Source organism: Mesorhizobium sp. B2-3-15, assembly GCF_006442875.1.
GTDB classification, from domain to species: domain Bacteria; phylum Pseudomonadota; class Alphaproteobacteria; order Rhizobiales; family Rhizobiaceae; genus Mesorhizobium; species Mesorhizobium australicum.
This window is the reverse complement of the sequence record NZ_VFVO01000005.1, coordinates 257384-271519: the sequence shown is the minus strand read 5'-3', so window position 1 is coordinate 271519 and position 14136 is coordinate 257384. Positions and strand designations below refer to the sequence as shown.

Sequence of the window (14136 nt, the reverse complement as noted above, 5' to 3'; positions counted from 1 at the left end):
AATGGCTGACGACAGTTTCGAGCTTTTCGATCTTCGCGTCGAGGCGGTCATTCCGCAGGGCAAGCCGATCTATTGCGGCGCCAGGGCCGGCGATTATTTCGAGCTCAAGGGCGAGATGCTGTCGATGCCAGCCGGGCAGGGCTTTTCGATCTATTCGATCTCGGCGGTGCTGCCGCTCCTGGCGGCGAAGCAGCGCCCGACCCACCCGAACGACTGGATGACCTCGGACGCGGAGATCGCCTGTCCCGATCCCAACTGTGCCAGCAGGCTGCGGATCGTCAGGCTGGCCAAGCGGCGGTTCAGCCATGCCGAAACCACGGCCGTGCCGCTGCCGAAGGGGAATGACTTGACATGACCGCCAAGGCATTCGAGCTCAGCCCGGGCTACGCGATTTCGCGCGTCATACGCGGTGGCTGGCAACTGGCCGGCGGCCATGGCGCCATCGATCGCAGTCAGGCCGTAAGCGACCTGATCGCCACCTTCGATGCCGGCATCTGGACCTATGATTGCGCCGATATCTACACCGGCGTCGAGGAATTGATCGGCGCCGCGCGCTTGCGGCTGGCCAATGAGCGTGGTCTCGATGCAGCTGCCAAAATGAAGGTGCACACCAAGCTCGTGCCCGACCTTGAACGGCTCGCTACGATCAGCCGCGACTATATCAGGGGCATCGTCGACCAGTCGCTGCGCAGGCTTAAGACCGAGCGGCTCGACCTCGTGCAGTTTCACTGGTGGGATTATGCGCAGCCGCGCTATGTCGAGGCGATGGGTTGGCTCGACGAGCTTCGGCGCGAGGGCAAGCTGCGCAATCTCGGCACCACCAATTTCGATACGCCCCGGCTTGCCGAAATTCTGTCAGCCGGCATCCCGCTGGTCAGCCAGCAGCTGCAATATTCGGTGCTCGACCAGCGTCCGGCGAACAGCCTCGCCGGGCTTGCGGAGGAAAACGGCGTCAGCTTTCTCTGCTACGGTTCTGTGGCCGGCGGCTTTCTCAGCGACAAATGGCTTGGTGTCGCCGAACCCGGCACGCCGCTCGAAAACCGCTCGCTGGTCAAGTACAAGCTGATCATCGACGATTTCGGCGGCTGGGACCTGTTCCAGCAACTGCTTCGCGCGCTGAAGGTGGTGGGCGACCGCCACGCCGTCGACATCGCCACCATCGCCAGCGCCTGGGTGCTGGAGCAGCCGCGAGTGGCCGCGGTCATCGTCGGTGCCCGCAACCAGGCGCATGCGCTGGCCAACGCCAAGATCATGGATGTCGTACTCGACGCCGATGACCGTGCGCGGATTGCAGCCGTGATAGCGAGGGGCAACGGCCTTGAGGGAGATGTCTACACGCTGGAGCGCGACCGCCACGGCCGCCACGGCTCGATCATGCACTACAATCTCAACGCGGGCCGGATATGAAGACCATGGACGACAGGTTGTTTTCGCAGGCCAGCGCCGAAGTCGTCGATCTGCATCGCTTTTTCGTCGACTGGTTCGTCGCCTCGCGCGCCGACAAGGTGGATTTCGGCCGCTTCGAAGCCGTCATGGGCGAAGGCCTGACCATGATCGCACCAGGCGGCCAGATCCTCGACCGCGATGCCGTGATCGACCATGTGCGCTCCAGCCGTGCCACTTGCGACGACGGCTTTGCCATCTCGATCGAGGACATCAGGCCCGGCTGGCAGAATGGCGACACGATCGTCGTCCTCTATGTCGAGGCGCAGCTGCGCGCGGGCAAGCACAGCCGCCGCCAGTCGAGCGCGGTCTTCACCACCCGTTCATCGGCGCCCAACGGCGTCCAATGGCGGCATCTGCATGAAACCTGGCTGCAGGTGCCGGAACACTGAGACTTTCCAGACGTCAAATCAGTTCGTGTAACTCAAGGGGAACAACAATGAGAAAGACGTTACTCCAGCTCACCACGGCACTTGCTCTCGTGACGATGGCGGGTGCCGCACAGGCCGCCGACTGCAAGATCACCATCGGTCTCGTCATGGAACTGACCGGTCCGGCCGGTGAATACGGCCAGGCCGGCGCCAAATCGGTCGAAATGGCCTTCCGCGACATCAACCAAGCCGGCGGCGTGCGCGGTTGCGATCTCGTCACCGACACGCGCGACAGCCAGAGCCAGGGCAACATCGCGGTCGATGCCGCCACCCAGCTGGTTCAGGTCAAGAAAGTGCCTGTGATCATCGGCGGCATCATCTCCTCGGTGTCGATCCCGATCCTGACCTCGGTGACCGCGCCGGCCAAGATCGTCCAGGTCTCGCCGGCGTCGTCCTCGCCGACGCTGACGACACTCGGCCGCGACGGCAAGACCAACGGTATCTTTTTCCGCACCATCACCTCGGATGCGCTGCAGGGCGTGGCCGCCGCCAAATATGCCGTCGACAAGGGTTTCAAGAAGCTGGCGATCATCCACGTCAACAACGACTTCGGCGTCAACATGGTGGCCGAATTCTCGCGTGCCTACAAAGCGCTCGGCGGCACCATCGTCTCCGACACGCCCTACAACGAGAAGCAGTCGAGCTACGCCTCGGAAGTCACCGCGGCGATGGGTGGCGAACCGGATGGACTGTACCTGGTCAGCACGCCCGTCGACGGCGCCACCATAGCCCGCACCTGGATTTCGCAGGGCGGCGTGCAGAAATTCCTGCTCAATGACGGCATGAACAGCCCCGATTTTATCGAGTCCGTCGGCGCCGATTATCTGAAGGACGCCTATGGCACGTCTTCCGGCACCAGCCCGACCGCCTCGACGGAGTATTTCACCAAGAACTACAAGGCGTTTTCCGGCATCGAACCGTCAAATCCCGCGGCAGACCGCTCCTATGATGCCGGCGCCATTGTCGGGCTCGCCATCGCGATTGCCGGCTCCGAGGACCCGGCCAAGATCAAGGACGCCATGTACAAGGCAGTCGATCCCGCCGGCACGCCGATTTATGCCGGCAAGGAAGAATTCGCCAAGGCGCTCGGCCTGATCAAGGACGGCAAGCCGATCCGCTATGAAGGCGTCATCGGTCCCGTCGCCTTCGACAAGTTTGGCGACATCACTGGCCCGTTCCGGCTGTGGAAGATCGCCGACGGCAAGGTGACGACCGATGGTGAAATGACCACCGATGACGTCAACGCGCTGCAGGCCAAGCTTCAGTAAGCCGACGCTGTACTTCCGGCATCGATCTCGCCCATCGCGATCGATGCCGGCATAGCCTGAGGCAGCTCGATATCGCTTGCACGAGAAGCGGGCGCGAATAGGATCGGCCGGCTGCAATTCAGGGGATGGCGAGCGTGCTGGACAAGGATACTCATCGGGCGATCCGGTTGTTGGACGCTGACGATGCGCCCTGTCACGCAGGCGCCTGAGCCGGATGTCACCTGAAATACAACGGCTGCTCTCCGCGCTTGGCAACAGACTGGGCGCGGGCGGCGTGCTCGCCGGCTCCGACGTGGACCAGCGCTATCGTGACGATCCCGACGGCAAGCTCGGCGTGCTTCCCGAAGCCGTGCTGCGCCCGTGCGATGCCGAGGGTGTCGCGGCGGCACTCGCCGCGTGCAACGCTCTTGGCCAGCCGGTCGTCGTCCAGGGCGGGCGCACCGGGCTGGCCGGTGGCGCGCGCGTCCAGCCGGGCGAGGTCGTGCTGTCGCTGGAGCGCATGACCGGCCTTGCCGCCCCGGATCGTCAAGCCGCCACCATCGTCGCCGAAGCTGGCGCGACGCTGCAATCGGTGCAGGAAGCGGCCGACGGCGCCGGGCTGATGTTCGGCGTCGATATCGGCGCGCGCGGCTCCGCCACGGTCGGCGGCAACATCGCCACCAATGCCGGCGGCATCCGCGTGCTGCGTTATGGCATGTACCGGGCACAGGTGCTGGGGCTGGAGGCGGTACTCGCCGATGGCACCGTGCTGACGTCGCTCAAAGGCCTGCCCAAGGACAATTCCGGCTACGACCTCGGCCAACTCTTCATCGGCGCGGAAGGGACGCTTGGCGTCGTCACCCGCGCCGCGCTCCGGCTGCATCCCAAGCCCGCATCCGAGGTGAACGCCTTCTGCGCGCTGCCTTCGCTCGATGCGGCGATTGGCCTGCTTGGGCTGCTGCGGCAAAAGCTCGGCCCGCTATTGTCCGCCTATGAGGTCAATATCGCGCCGCTCTATGACGTCATGGTCGCCAGCATGGCCATGCCGGCGCCGCTTCCGGCCGGATCACCCGTCTATGTGCTGGCCGAAATCCAGGGCAGTGAGCCAGAACGTGACGGCGAGCGCTTCGCCGAGGTCTTGATGCAGGCGGTCGAGGACGGCGTCGTCGACGATGTTGTCGTCTCCCAATCGCCGCGCGAATTCCGCGCGCTGTGGGATGTGCGGGAGGACGCCAACCGCGTCCTGTTTTCGATGAAAGGCCTGATCGGCGTCGACATCAGCATCCCGTTGGCGCGAATGGGGGCGTTCCTGCAAGAAGCGGATGCCGCCATCCGCGCGGTCGATCCCGGTGCCGACATCTACGTCTTCGGCCATCTCGGGGACGGCAACCTGCACTATCAGGTGCTGACGGCGGACCCGGCGGCGGCCTACGGTATCATCTATCGCGGCGTGGCGGCGGCCGGAGGTGGCGTGTCGGCCGAGCATGGCATCGGCCTCGACAAGAAGCAGTGGCTGAATCTGGTGCGCAGTGACGCCGAGATCGCCACGATGCGGCGGCTGAAGACGGCGCTCGATCCGAAGAACATCCTCAATCCCGGACGAGTCTTCGACCTTGACCCAACCGTTTGAAACTCAGGTACGTTCCGTCGCCATTTGCCTGGGAATGAGAAAACGGGCGGCGAGCACGCACAGCAGCACGGTGAACATCAGGATCAGCGCCACCAGCGCGTTGATGTCGGGCGAGAAGCCTAGCCGCATCATCGCCCACAGCCGGACCGGCAGCGTGCTTTGCGTGCCGGTGACCAGGATGGTGATCATCGTCTCGTCGAACGACAGCGCGAAGGCCAGGATGGCGCCGCCGACCATGGCGCTCGACAGGTTCGGCAGGATGATGCGCCAGAAGGTCTGCCAACCGCTGGCGCCGAGATCGTAGGATGCTTCGACCAGCGTGCGGCTCATCGACTGCAGCCGCATCAGCACAGTGCGGTAGACGATCGCCAGCACGAACACGGTGTGGCCGATGACAACCGTCAGCAGCGAGCGTTCGAGGCTGATCTCGCGGAAGAAGATCAGCAGCGCCAGGCCGCTGATGATAGGCGGCATCAGGAATGGCAGGAAGATGATGAACTGCAGAACCGAACGTCCCGAGCGGCGGCCGTGATAGTAGAGCGCCAGCAGTGTCCCGCTGACCACCGACAGGATCACGGTACAGACGCCGACGATCAGCGTGGTGCGCAACGCGGTCAGGATGTCATGGTTTTCAGCCAGCGCCACATAGGTCGAAAAGGTCGGCGACGACCAGTCGACATTGCCATGCGAAATGGTGAAGAACGACGACACGATCGGCACGAACAGTGGGCTGTAGAGCAGCACCGCGACCAGCGTCGTAATCGCGGCCAGGAAGATGGTGGACGGCCGGGGCAGCGCGCTCATACCGACGTCCCCCGGCTGCGCCCGAACCGTTCGCCAATGAGAATGGCGGCGATCACCACGATCGCAAGCGCCACCGACAGCGCGGCGCCGAACGGCCAGTTATAGGCCGTGCCGAACTGGCTGTAGAGGATGCGGCCGAAGGTGAAGCCGCTGATCCCGCCGACCATTTGCGGCGTCAGGAAATCGCCGATCGCCAGTACGAAGACGAAGCTCGCCGCTGAGGCGACGCCGGGCAGGCTCAGCGGCAGGGTGATGCGCAGGAATGTCTGCAGGCTGCTGGCGCCCAGGTCATCCGAGGCGCGCAGCAAGGTCTGCGGAATCCGCTCCAGCGACAGGAAGATCGGCAGGATGGCGAACGGGATCAAAAGCAGGCTGAGCGTCAAGAGGATCGCGTTCATGTTGAAGACGAAAAGCGTCGATGGCTGATCCAGGATGCCGAGCGCCACCAGCGCCTTGTTGAGGAAGCCGTTGAGGCCGAGGATGCTGCGGATCGCGTAGATCTTGATGACGTAGCTCATCAGCAGTGGCACCAGCAGCAACATCAGCAGGGCATAGCGCCACCGCCCTTTCAGCGTCGTCAGGAAGTAGGCGGCGGGATAGGCGAGAAGGATACAGATGACGGCCACCGATACGCACAGCACGATGGTGTTCCAGAACACCGGCAGAAAGATCGGGTCGGTGAAAAACCTGACATAGTTGCCGAGCGTCGGTGTATGGACGATCGTACCCTGGTCGACGCTGAAGAAACTGTAGACCAGGAAGATTGCCAGCGGCACGAGGACGAAGATAACCGGCAAGGCGAATGCCAGCACCGTCACCAGCCGTGACAGCCGCCGTTGCGCGGCGTGTGTCGAGCCGGTTCCGCTCATGCCAGCACCAGATGGCCTTCATGCGGCGCAAACGAAAGCCAGACCGTCTCGCCGGATTTCAAGATGCTGCCGTCGATCCGGCTCGGCATGCGCAGCCGCAGGCGCTGCGCGGCATCGTCCGCACCCGCCATGATCGTGGCGACCGTCGACGAGCCGGCAAAGGCGAGATCGGCAATGGCACCGGAAAAGCGATTGGCGCCATCACGGGCGTCCGCGAGATGCAAGGCTTCGGGGCGGAACGCCGCGAAAGCCGCGGCGCCATCCGGGGCAATCTTCAGATGCGGCTGGTCGCTGATCGAGCACACCAGCCGTCCAAGTGTCGTCTCGATCGGTCGCTGCTCGCCTTGCACCGGACCGAGTTTTCCGGCCACCAGATTGTTCTCGCCGAAGAAGCGCGCCACGAATTCGCAATTCGGCTTGTAGTAGAGCTCATGCGGCGTGCCGAGCTGGCGGATATGGCCGGCCTGCATGACGCAGATCCGATCGGCCATGCCGATCGCTTCTTCCTGGTCGTGGGTGACGAACAGGAAGGTGGTCTTGATCTCGCGCTGGATGGATTTCAGGAACTCCTGCATCTGCCGGCGCAATTCGAGATCGAGTGCCGCCAGCGGCTCGTCGAGCAGGATCAGGCGCGGCTGGCAGATCAGCGCCCGGGCGAGCGCGACACGCTGGCGCTGGCCGCCGGAAAGCTGTGCCGGAAAGCGCTCGGCGAAACGTCCGAGCTGCACCAGATCGAGGGCTTGCGCCACGCGGCTGGCGATCTCCTTGCGCTTGATATGGCGCACCGAAAGCCCATAGCCGACATTGCCGGAGACGGTCATATGGGGGAACAGCGCATAGTCCTGGAACACCGTGTTGAACGGCCGCTTGTTGATCGGCATGCGGCTGATGTCCTGGCCGTCCAGCCGGATCTCGCCTGACGTCAGCGGCTCCAGCCCGCCGATCAGCCGCAGGACCGTGGTCTTGCCCGAACCCGACGGCCCAAGAACGGTGAGGAACTCACCGTCCCGGAGCGACAGGTCGATGCCGTGCAGCACGGGAACCGTGCCGTAGGATTTCGAGACGGACCGCAGCGTCAAGAGGTCGGTGTTCTGGCTCATGGGATATTCTCGCATACGCTTCGGCGGTCCGGAACGTCCGGACCGCCGGGTCCTTCGAAGTCAGGCGCGGAAGGGATCAGGGCGTCGCCTTGACCTCGTTCCACAAGTCCGAACGCTTGAGCGGATCCTCGACATTGTTGAGCCAGACCAGCTTGTCGTTGCCGCCCGCACTGCTCGACTCGACCACCGTGTTGCCGAATCCGGTGCGCTCGGAAAGCGCGCCGCTGATCTTCTTCGTCAGCATGAAGTCGATCCATTTCTCGGCCGCGGCATTGTCGCGGACACCCTTGGAGATCACCCAGTTGTCGAGCCAGGCAAGCGCGCCTTCGCTCGGATTGACGTAGGCGACATGGGCGCCGATCTTCTGCAGTGCCTTCACCTGCTGCTGGCCATAATTGGCCCAGATCAGCGCAACATCATTGTTCTGGTAGATCTGCTGCGCCTCGTCGGCGGTGGTGTAGAAGCTCAGCACATTGCGCTTGAGCTCGACCAGCTTGGCCTTGACCGCCGCCATTTGTTTTTCGTCGAGGTTGAACGGATCCTTGTAGCCGAGCGTCAGCGCGGTGAACGAGAAATTGTGCTCGCCATTGTCGTAGGCGAGGATCTTGCCCTTGTAGGCCGGATCCCACAGGACGGACATCGAGGTCGGCGCCGGCTTGACCTTGTCGGTGTCGTAGATCAGCCCGATGGAATCGAAGCAGAACGGAATACCGTAGACCTTGCCGTCCTTGGTGTCGCCGCTGACCTGAGACAGATCACGGAAGCGCGGCAGCACGTCCTTCTGGTTCGGCAGCTTGGTGATGTCGATCGGCGACACCAGATCGGCCTTGATGTAGCGCTGCAACTGGGCGGTGTTGACGGCGAAGACGTCGAAGTCCTGCCCTTCGCTGCCCTTGATCTTGGCCCAGATTTCGTCATCGCTGCCGATGAAGACGACATCGACGCCGATGCCGGTGGCGGCGGTGAAGTCCTTCACCCAGTCCGGGTCGGCATAACCGTCCCAGGCCAGCACGCGAAGGTTCGCGGCCAGCGCCGCCGACGTCATCAGGCCGATGCCGAGCCCGATGGTCGCTAGTCTCAGAAACGCTTTCTTCAGTCCCATTTTTAATCTCCCATTGTCGTTCTGGTGGACCGTAATTTCCGGGGCTATCGCCGTCATAGCTGGGTGACGGCGACCAGTCCCTCGTCCGGCACCGACACCATCCGGTTGCGCAACGGCTTGCCGAATGTCTGTGCCTGGATTTCATACTCGTCGCCGGAAGCCGTCTTGACGCCGGAGGCGTAGCTCATCACCGCCGCTCCGAAGAAATAGGCGTGCAGGTCGCCCGCCCTGCGGTGCATCGGGTAGCGGAAATGGAAGTGTTCGAGATTGGCGATCGAATGCGACATGTGCGCTTCGCCCGACAGGAATTCCTGTTCCCAGATAACAGTGCCGTCGCGCAGAATGCGGGAATGGCCACGCACTTCTTCGGGCAGGTCGCCGATCAAAAGCTCCGGTCCGATCGAGCAGGAGCGGAGTTTCGAGTGGGCGAGATAAAGGTAGTTCTCGGCCTCCGTCACATGGTCGGAATATTCGTTGCCCAGCGCATAGCCGATGCGATAAGGGCGGCCATCCGGCCCATTGAGGTAAAGGCCGACGATCTCGGCTTCTTCGGCGCCGGCTTTCGCGAAGGCAGGCATCGGCAGATCGGCGCCAGGCGGCACGACACAGGTGCCGACGCCCTTGAAGAACCATTCGGGCTGGATGCCGATCTTGCCGGCGCCGGGCTTGCCCCCGTCCAAGCCCATGCGGAAGATCTTCAGCGAATCCGACTCCTCGGCGTCCTCGCCATGGGTCAGCACATGCATCTTGTCGCGCGCGGCGGCACTTCCCGTGTGGGTGAGGCCGGTGCCGGTGACCAGGAAGCGTGCCGGTTCCGGATGGTCGACGGGAGCGAGCACGCGGCCATCGCGCAGCAGTTCGCCATAGTCGATCGTGGCCGCAGCCGTCCGCTTCTCGACCAGCGCCGCGATCGACGCACCCTGGGCGATCGCCGCTTCGGCGAGCTCCAGCACGGTGCTTGTCTTGTCGAGTAGATACAGGCGATTGCCGTCGTCATCGGAAACGCGGCCGACCCGCCTGCCGCCGTCGATCGTTGTGTACTGAACAAGACGCATGAAATACCCTTCTTCCCTAGAGGCCGTACCGGGTCACACCCAGCCCGCGTCGACGACGAACTGTTGGCTCGTGCACATCAGGCTGTCGTCGGCGGCGAGGAACAGCGCCATGCGCGCAATGTCGGATGGCTGCAGCCGGTCGGGCAGGCACTGCCGCTCCGCGATCTGGCGTTCGCCGGCGGGGTTCAGCCATAGCCGCATCTGGCGCTCTGTCATCACCCAGCCAGGCACCATGCAGTTGACGCGGATGCGCTCGGGGCCGAGTTCGCGGGCCAGCGCCCGCGTCATGCCGTAGACAGCGGCTTTCGCGGTGACATAGGCAGGGCAGTCGGGATCGCCGACCATCCAGGTGATGGAACCGAAATTGATGATCGAGCCGCCGCCCAGCGAGCCCATTTGCGGACGCACCGCCTGGGCGGCGAAGAACTGGTGGCGCAGATTGACCGCCATGCGGTCGTCCCAATAGGCCACCGTGACGTCCTTGGTCTGGTGGCGGTCGTCATTGCCGGCATTGTTGCACAGCACCTGGATCGGGCCGTTGTGCCGCATCGCCTCGACGGTCGCCGCCTGCAGCTGCTCGACATTGCGCAGGTCGCAGGGAATGAACAGCGGCGCGGCATGCCCTTCGGCCGCGATCGTATCGACCAGGCGCCGTGAAGGCTCCTCGGCCAGATCGACGAAGGCGACGCGGCTGCCTTGCGCGCAGAAATGGCGCACCAGGCTTTCGCCGATGCCGCTGCCGCCGCCGGTTATGAACACGCTGCGGCCCTTCAGGCTGGGGTAGGTCGCGTAGCTGCCGATCTGATTCGTCATCGCGCGCCTCTCTAATGGGAATGCCGGGGGATGCCGGCATCGCGCCGACCGACGAGAAAGTCGAAGTCGCAGCCCTTGTCGGCCTGCAGCACGCGCTCGACATAGAGGCTCTGGTAGCCACCTTGCGGCGGCTCCGGCGGCTTCCAGTCACGGCGGCGGATCGCCAGTTCCTCGTCCGAAACCAAAAGCTCGAGACGGCGGCCGGCGACGTCCAGCTCGATGAGATCGCCGTCGCGCACCAGGGCCAGCACACCACCGGCCGCGGCCTCCGGCGCCACATGCAGCACCACCGTGCCGTAGGCGGTACCGCTCATGCGCGCGTCCGAAATGCGCACCATGTCGGAAACGCCTTCTCTGAGCAGCTTGGTTGGCAGCGGCATGTTGCCGACCTCGGCCATCCCGGGATAACCGCGCGGTCCGCAATTCTTCAGCACCATCACCGAGGAGGCGTCGATATCCAGCTCCGGATCGTCGATGCGGGCATGGTAATGCTCGATGTTCTCGAAAACGACCGCCTTGCCGCGATGCTGCATCAGTTCGGGCGTTGCCGCGGACGGCTTGATGACCGCTCCGTTGGGCGCCAGATTGCCACGCAGGATCGAGATGCCGCCCTCCTTGGTCAGCGGCTCGCGCAGCGGCCGTATGACCTCACGGTTATAGTTGGGCGCGCCGTCGATCAGTTCACCGATGGTCTTGGCGCTGACGGTCATGGCGTCGCGATGAAGAAGCCCCACTTCATCAAGCGACGCCATGACCGCAGCTAGCCCCCCGGCATAGTAGAAATCTTCCATCAGGAACCGGCCCGACGGCATCAGGTCGACAATGGTTGGCACGCCGCGGCCAAGGCGGTCCCAGTCATCGAGGCCGAGATCGACACCAACCCGGTTGGCGATGGCGATCAGATGCAGCACCGCATTGGTCGAGCCGCCGATCGCGCCATTGACGCGAATGGCATTCTCGAAGGCTTGCCTGGTAAGGATCTTTGCAATCGTCACGTCGCGGTGGACAAGATCGACGATCTGCCGTCCGGCCAACTGGGCAAGCACGCTTCGGCGCGAATCCACCGCCGGGATCGCGGCGTTGTCGGGCATGCCGATGCCGAGCGCCTCCACCATGCTGGCCATGGTCGAGGCGGTGCCCATCGTCATGCAGCTGCCGGCCGACCGGCTCTGGCCCTGCTCGGCGGCAAGGAAGTCGGCGACCGGCATGCGGCCGGCCTTGACCTCCTCGGCGAATTTCCAGACATGCGTGCCCGAGCCGATATCCTGTCCGCGGAACTTGCCGTTCAGCATCGGCCCACCGGAGACGGCGATGGTTGGCAGGTTGCACGAGGCAGCCCCCATCAAGAGCGCCGGCGTGGTCTTGTCGCAACCGACAAGCAGGATGACGCCGTCGATCGGATTGCCGCGGATGGATTCCTCGACATCCATGCTCGCCAGGTTGCGAAACAGCATGGCGGTGGGGCGCATGTTGCTCTCGCCCAGCGACATCACGGGAAATTCGAACGGCAGGCCGCCGGCCTCATAGACGCCGCGCTTGACGTGATCGGCGAGCGCCCGCAGATGCGCATTGCAGGGGGTCAGTTCCGACCACGTGTTGCAGATGCCGATCACCGGGCGGCCGTCGAAAGCGTCAGCGGGAATGCCCTGGTTCTTCATCCAGCTGCGGTGCATGAAAGCGTTCTTGCCTTCACCGCCGAACCAGGCTTCCGACCGCAATTTGCGTTTGGTCTCGGTCACGATTGCAGGCCCCGCTCGTTGCGGCGTTTGTTGCGGTTCTCGACGCTGCGGCGCACGTCACCCTCGGCATTGTCGATAAGCACCAGCAATGCCTTTTGCGCGCCGGCGGCGTCGCCGTCGGCAATCTTCTCGGCGACTTCCCGGTGCAGCGGCAAGGAATGGCGCTGCCCTTCCGGATTGTCGTTGGAGAGGCGAAAGCTCATTACCAACGCGGTCTCGACCAGTGCGGCCAGCGAGCCGATCAGCTCGTTGCCGGTCATGCGCAATATGGTCTGGTGGAACACCAGATCGGGCTTGGCGAAGCGGTCTCCGTCATCGCTCAGTGCTTCCATTTCAGCCAGCGCTGCATGGATCTCGGCGATCTGAGCCGGCGTCGCACGCTGCGCGGCAAGGGCCGCCGACATCGGCTCGATGGCGCGGCGCAGTTCAAACAGCGCCCGCACATCCTCCGCACTGACACCGCCGGTATAGCGCCAGGACAGGACGTCGGGGTCGAGGAAATTCCAATCGGCGCGAGGACGCACCCGCGTGCCGGTCTTCGGCCTGGATTCGACCAGCCCCTTGCCCGCCAGCACCTTGATCGCCTCGCGCAGCACGGTGCGGCTGACCCCCAGCATCTCGCTGGAATCGTCGGCATTAGGCAGCGCCTCGCCGGGCAGGAAGTCGCCCTGCACGATGCGCAGCCCGATCTGCTCGACGACGGTGGCGTGCAGCGCGGTGGAACCGCTGGAAACCGCGACCGCGGCTCGTGACGTGCGGGCTGTGCTGAATGATTTTCTATTCTTCATACTATTCATATGATATGTCTTATAGGCGTGGGGATTGGAGTCAAGGGATTGGGGGAGTGCCGATGACAAAGAATTTCGCTGTGGCCGTCGCGCAGTACACGGAACTGGTCTCGATCAGCGACGGCATCGCGACGGTCGAAATTGCTCCCGCCGCTGGTGGAGCGCTGGCGTCGTATCGATGGTGGCGGGATGGTTCGGCCGTGGATTGGCTGCGTGCGGCTCACCCAGCGGCGATCGGCCGTGGCGATGCCGGCGCCATGGCCTGCTTTCCGCTCGTGCCCTATTCCAACCGCATAAGGAATGGCCGCTTTGAATTCGCGGGGCGCCCCATTCAATTGCCGACGGCCCCGGACGATCCACACCATGAGCACGGCCATGGCTGGCGTCACCCGTGGACGGTCGTGGGCCATGAAGCGAGCATGATCGTCCTGCGCTATCGCCACGCCGCCGATTCCTGGCCGTGGAGCTATGAAGCCGAGCAAGTGATCTCGCTGGCCGAAGGCAGGCTTTGCATGACCATTGCCGTGCGCAACCTGTCGGACGCGCCGATGCCGGTTGGCCTCGGTCTCCATCCTTACTTCCCGTCGACACCGTGGACGCATGTCCAGGCACGGGTATCAGGCATGTGGGAAACCGATGCGGAGGTGCTGCCCATCCGGCATGTCCCGCCGCCCGTGGGGGCCGACCCGTCGATCGGCTTTGACGTATCGGAAGTGGACTTCGACACGGTCTTCACCGGATGGGCGCGCCGCGCCCGGATTACCTGGCCCGAACACGGACTGCAGCTGGACATCGAGGCAGAGGCGCCGCTCGACTTCCTCGCCCTCTACACGCCGCCGGGCGAACCGTTCTTTTGCGCCGAGCCGGTCAGCAACATTACCGATGCTTTCAACCGGAGGGGCGACAAGGAGATCGACACCGGTTGCATTGTGCTGGCCCCTGGCCAGAAACAATCCGCAAGCGTCCGCTTTATTCCGTCGCTGGCTGTTTGATCTTCGCCGCGACTTGCCCGAAGCGAGGCCATTGCAGAACGGATAGTGCTGGCCCGGGTCCTCGATCGTCACGCGGCGCAAATCGGTGAATTCGGCGATCGAGGCCTTGCCGCCGAAGCAATC

14 protein-coding genes are annotated in these 14136 nt (G+C 63.9%); 6 read left to right on the top strand and 8 right to left on the bottom strand.

What is annotated here, in order from left to right:
* Window position 1 precedes the first annotated feature (1 nt).
* The 5 genes from FJ954_RS12925 to FJ954_RS12905 all read left to right on the top strand — a co-directional run bounded on the left by FJ954_RS12925 (window position 2) and on the right by FJ954_RS12905 (window position 4751).
* Complete coding sequence (locus FJ954_RS12925) at window positions 2-355, top strand: TIGR04076 family protein (RefSeq protein WP_023782304.1); 354 nt, start codon at window positions 2-4, stop codon at window positions 353-355.
* The gene (locus tag FJ954_RS12920) at window positions 352-1407 is read left to right on the top strand and encodes an aldo/keto reductase (RefSeq protein WP_140661548.1); all 1056 of its coding nucleotides are present in this window, start codon (window positions 352-354) and stop codon (window positions 1405-1407) included. The genes FJ954_RS12925 and FJ954_RS12920 overlap by 4 nt, the downstream gene beginning before the upstream one ends.
* Window positions 1408-1412: 5 nt before the next feature.
* Window positions 1413-1835, top strand: a complete 423-nt coding sequence (locus FJ954_RS12915) for a DUF4440 domain-containing protein (RefSeq protein ID WP_140661547.1) — start codon at window positions 1413-1415, stop codon at window positions 1833-1835.
* Between the two features lie 47 nt (window positions 1836-1882).
* Window positions 1883-3142, top strand: a complete 1260-nt coding sequence (locus FJ954_RS12910; protein ID WP_140661546.1) for an ABC transporter substrate-binding protein — start codon at window positions 1883-1885, stop codon at window positions 3140-3142.
* A gap of 214 nt (window positions 3143-3356) precedes the next feature.
* Complete coding sequence (locus FJ954_RS12905; RefSeq protein ID WP_140661545.1) at window positions 3357-4751, top strand: FAD-binding oxidoreductase; 1395 nt, start codon at window positions 3357-3359, stop codon at window positions 4749-4751.
* Between the two features lie 3 nt (window positions 4752-4754).
* On the opposite strand, the gene FJ954_RS12900 is transcribed toward FJ954_RS12905, so the two are convergent.
* The 8 genes from FJ954_RS12900 to FJ954_RS12865 form a co-directional block, all read right to left on the bottom strand.
* Window positions 4755-5555: an ABC transporter permease gene (locus FJ954_RS12900; RefSeq protein WP_140661544.1), complete on the bottom strand. Its 801-nt coding sequence runs from the start codon at window positions 5553-5555 to the stop codon at window positions 4755-4757.
* Window positions 5552-6424 (bottom strand): ABC transporter permease, encoded by an 873-nt coding sequence (locus FJ954_RS12895; RefSeq protein WP_140661543.1) that lies wholly within the window; start codon window positions 6422-6424, stop codon window positions 5552-5554. The genes FJ954_RS12900 and FJ954_RS12895 overlap by 4 nt, the downstream gene beginning before the upstream one ends.
* Window positions 6421-7524 carry an ABC transporter ATP-binding protein gene (locus FJ954_RS12890; RefSeq protein ID WP_140617445.1) on the bottom strand — a complete coding sequence of 368 codons (1104 nt, stop codon included), beginning with the start codon at window positions 7522-7524 and terminating at the stop codon, window positions 6421-6423. Before FJ954_RS12890 ends, FJ954_RS12895 begins: the two co-directional genes overlap by 4 nt.
* A 76-nt stretch (window positions 7525-7600) precedes the next feature.
* Window positions 7601-8626, bottom strand: coding sequence for an ABC transporter substrate-binding protein (locus FJ954_RS12885; protein WP_140661542.1), 1026 nt, complete (start codon window positions 8624-8626; stop codon window positions 7601-7603).
* Between the two features lie 53 nt (window positions 8627-8679).
* Entirely contained in the window at window positions 8680-9681 is a 1002-nt protein-coding gene (gene araD1 / locus FJ954_RS12880) for an AraD1 family protein (RefSeq protein WP_015319012.1), read from the bottom strand.
* A gap of 33 nt (window positions 9682-9714) precedes the next feature.
* The gene (locus FJ954_RS12875) at window positions 9715-10494 is read right to left on the bottom strand and encodes an SDR family oxidoreductase (protein ID WP_140661541.1); all 780 of its coding nucleotides are present in this window, start codon (window positions 10492-10494) and stop codon (window positions 9715-9717) included.
* Window positions 10495-10505: 11 nt separating this feature from the next.
* A complete protein-coding gene (locus FJ954_RS12870) occupies window positions 10506-12233 on the bottom strand; it encodes an IlvD/Edd family dehydratase (protein ID WP_140617442.1) in 1728 nt (575 codons plus the stop codon).
* Window positions 12230-13030 (bottom strand): FadR/GntR family transcriptional regulator, encoded by an 801-nt coding sequence (locus tag FJ954_RS12865; protein WP_246681064.1) that lies wholly within the window; start codon window positions 13028-13030, stop codon window positions 12230-12232. The genes FJ954_RS12870 and FJ954_RS12865 overlap by 4 nt, the downstream gene beginning before the upstream one ends.
* Before the next feature lie 53 nt (window positions 13031-13083).
* Here FJ954_RS12865 and FJ954_RS12860 point away from each other — a divergent pair, with 53 nt between their 5' ends.
* On the top strand, window positions 13084-14013 hold the full coding sequence (locus FJ954_RS12860) for an aldose 1-epimerase (protein WP_140661641.1): 930 nt from the start codon (window positions 13084-13086) through the stop codon (window positions 14011-14013).
* Window positions 14014-14136 lie beyond the last annotated feature (123 nt).

Bases quoted from the DNA above. Each gene is read 5' to 3' on its own strand.
- FJ954_RS12885 (WP_140661542.1), bottom strand. From the start codon at position 8,626: ATGGGACTGAAGAAAGCGTTTCTGAGACTAGCGACCATCGGGCTCGGC.
- FJ954_RS12860 (WP_140661641.1), top strand. From the start codon at position 13,084: ATGACAAAGAATTTCGCTGTGGCCGTCGCGCAGTACACGGAACTGGTC.
- FJ954_RS12890 (WP_140617445.1), bottom strand. From the start codon at position 7,524: ATGAGCCAGAACACCGACCTCTTGACGCTGCGGTCCGTCTCGAAATCC.
- FJ954_RS12895 (WP_140661543.1), bottom strand. From the start codon at position 6,424: ATGAGCGGAACCGGCTCGACACACGCCGCGCAACGGCGGCTGTCACGG.
- FJ954_RS12925 (WP_023782304.1), top strand. From the start codon at position 2: ATGGCTGACGACAGTTTCGAGCTTTTCGATCTTCGCGTCGAGGCGGTC.
- FJ954_RS12920 (WP_140661548.1), top strand. From the start codon at position 352: ATGACCGCCAAGGCATTCGAGCTCAGCCCGGGCTACGCGATTTCGCGC.
- FJ954_RS12910 (WP_140661546.1), top strand. From the start codon at position 1,883: ATGAGAAAGACGTTACTCCAGCTCACCACGGCACTTGCTCTCGTGACG.
- FJ954_RS12875 (WP_140661541.1), bottom strand. From the start codon at position 10,494: ATGACGAATCAGATCGGCAGCTACGCGACCTACCCCAGCCTGAAGGGC.
- FJ954_RS12865 (WP_246681064.1), bottom strand. From the start codon at position 13,030: ATGAATAGTATGAAGAATAGAAAATCATTCAGCACAGCCCGCACGTCA.
- FJ954_RS12900 (WP_140661544.1), bottom strand. From the start codon at position 5,555: ATGAGCGCGCTGCCCCGGCCGTCCACCATCTTCCTGGCCGCGATTACG.
- araD1 (WP_015319012.1), bottom strand. From the start codon at position 9,681: ATGCGTCTTGTTCAGTACACAACGATCGACGGCGGCAGGCGGGTCGGC.
- FJ954_RS12915 (WP_140661547.1), top strand. From the start codon at position 1,413: ATGGACGACAGGTTGTTTTCGCAGGCCAGCGCCGAAGTCGTCGATCTG.
- FJ954_RS12905 (WP_140661545.1), top strand. From the start codon at position 3,357: ATGTCACCTGAAATACAACGGCTGCTCTCCGCGCTTGGCAACAGACTG.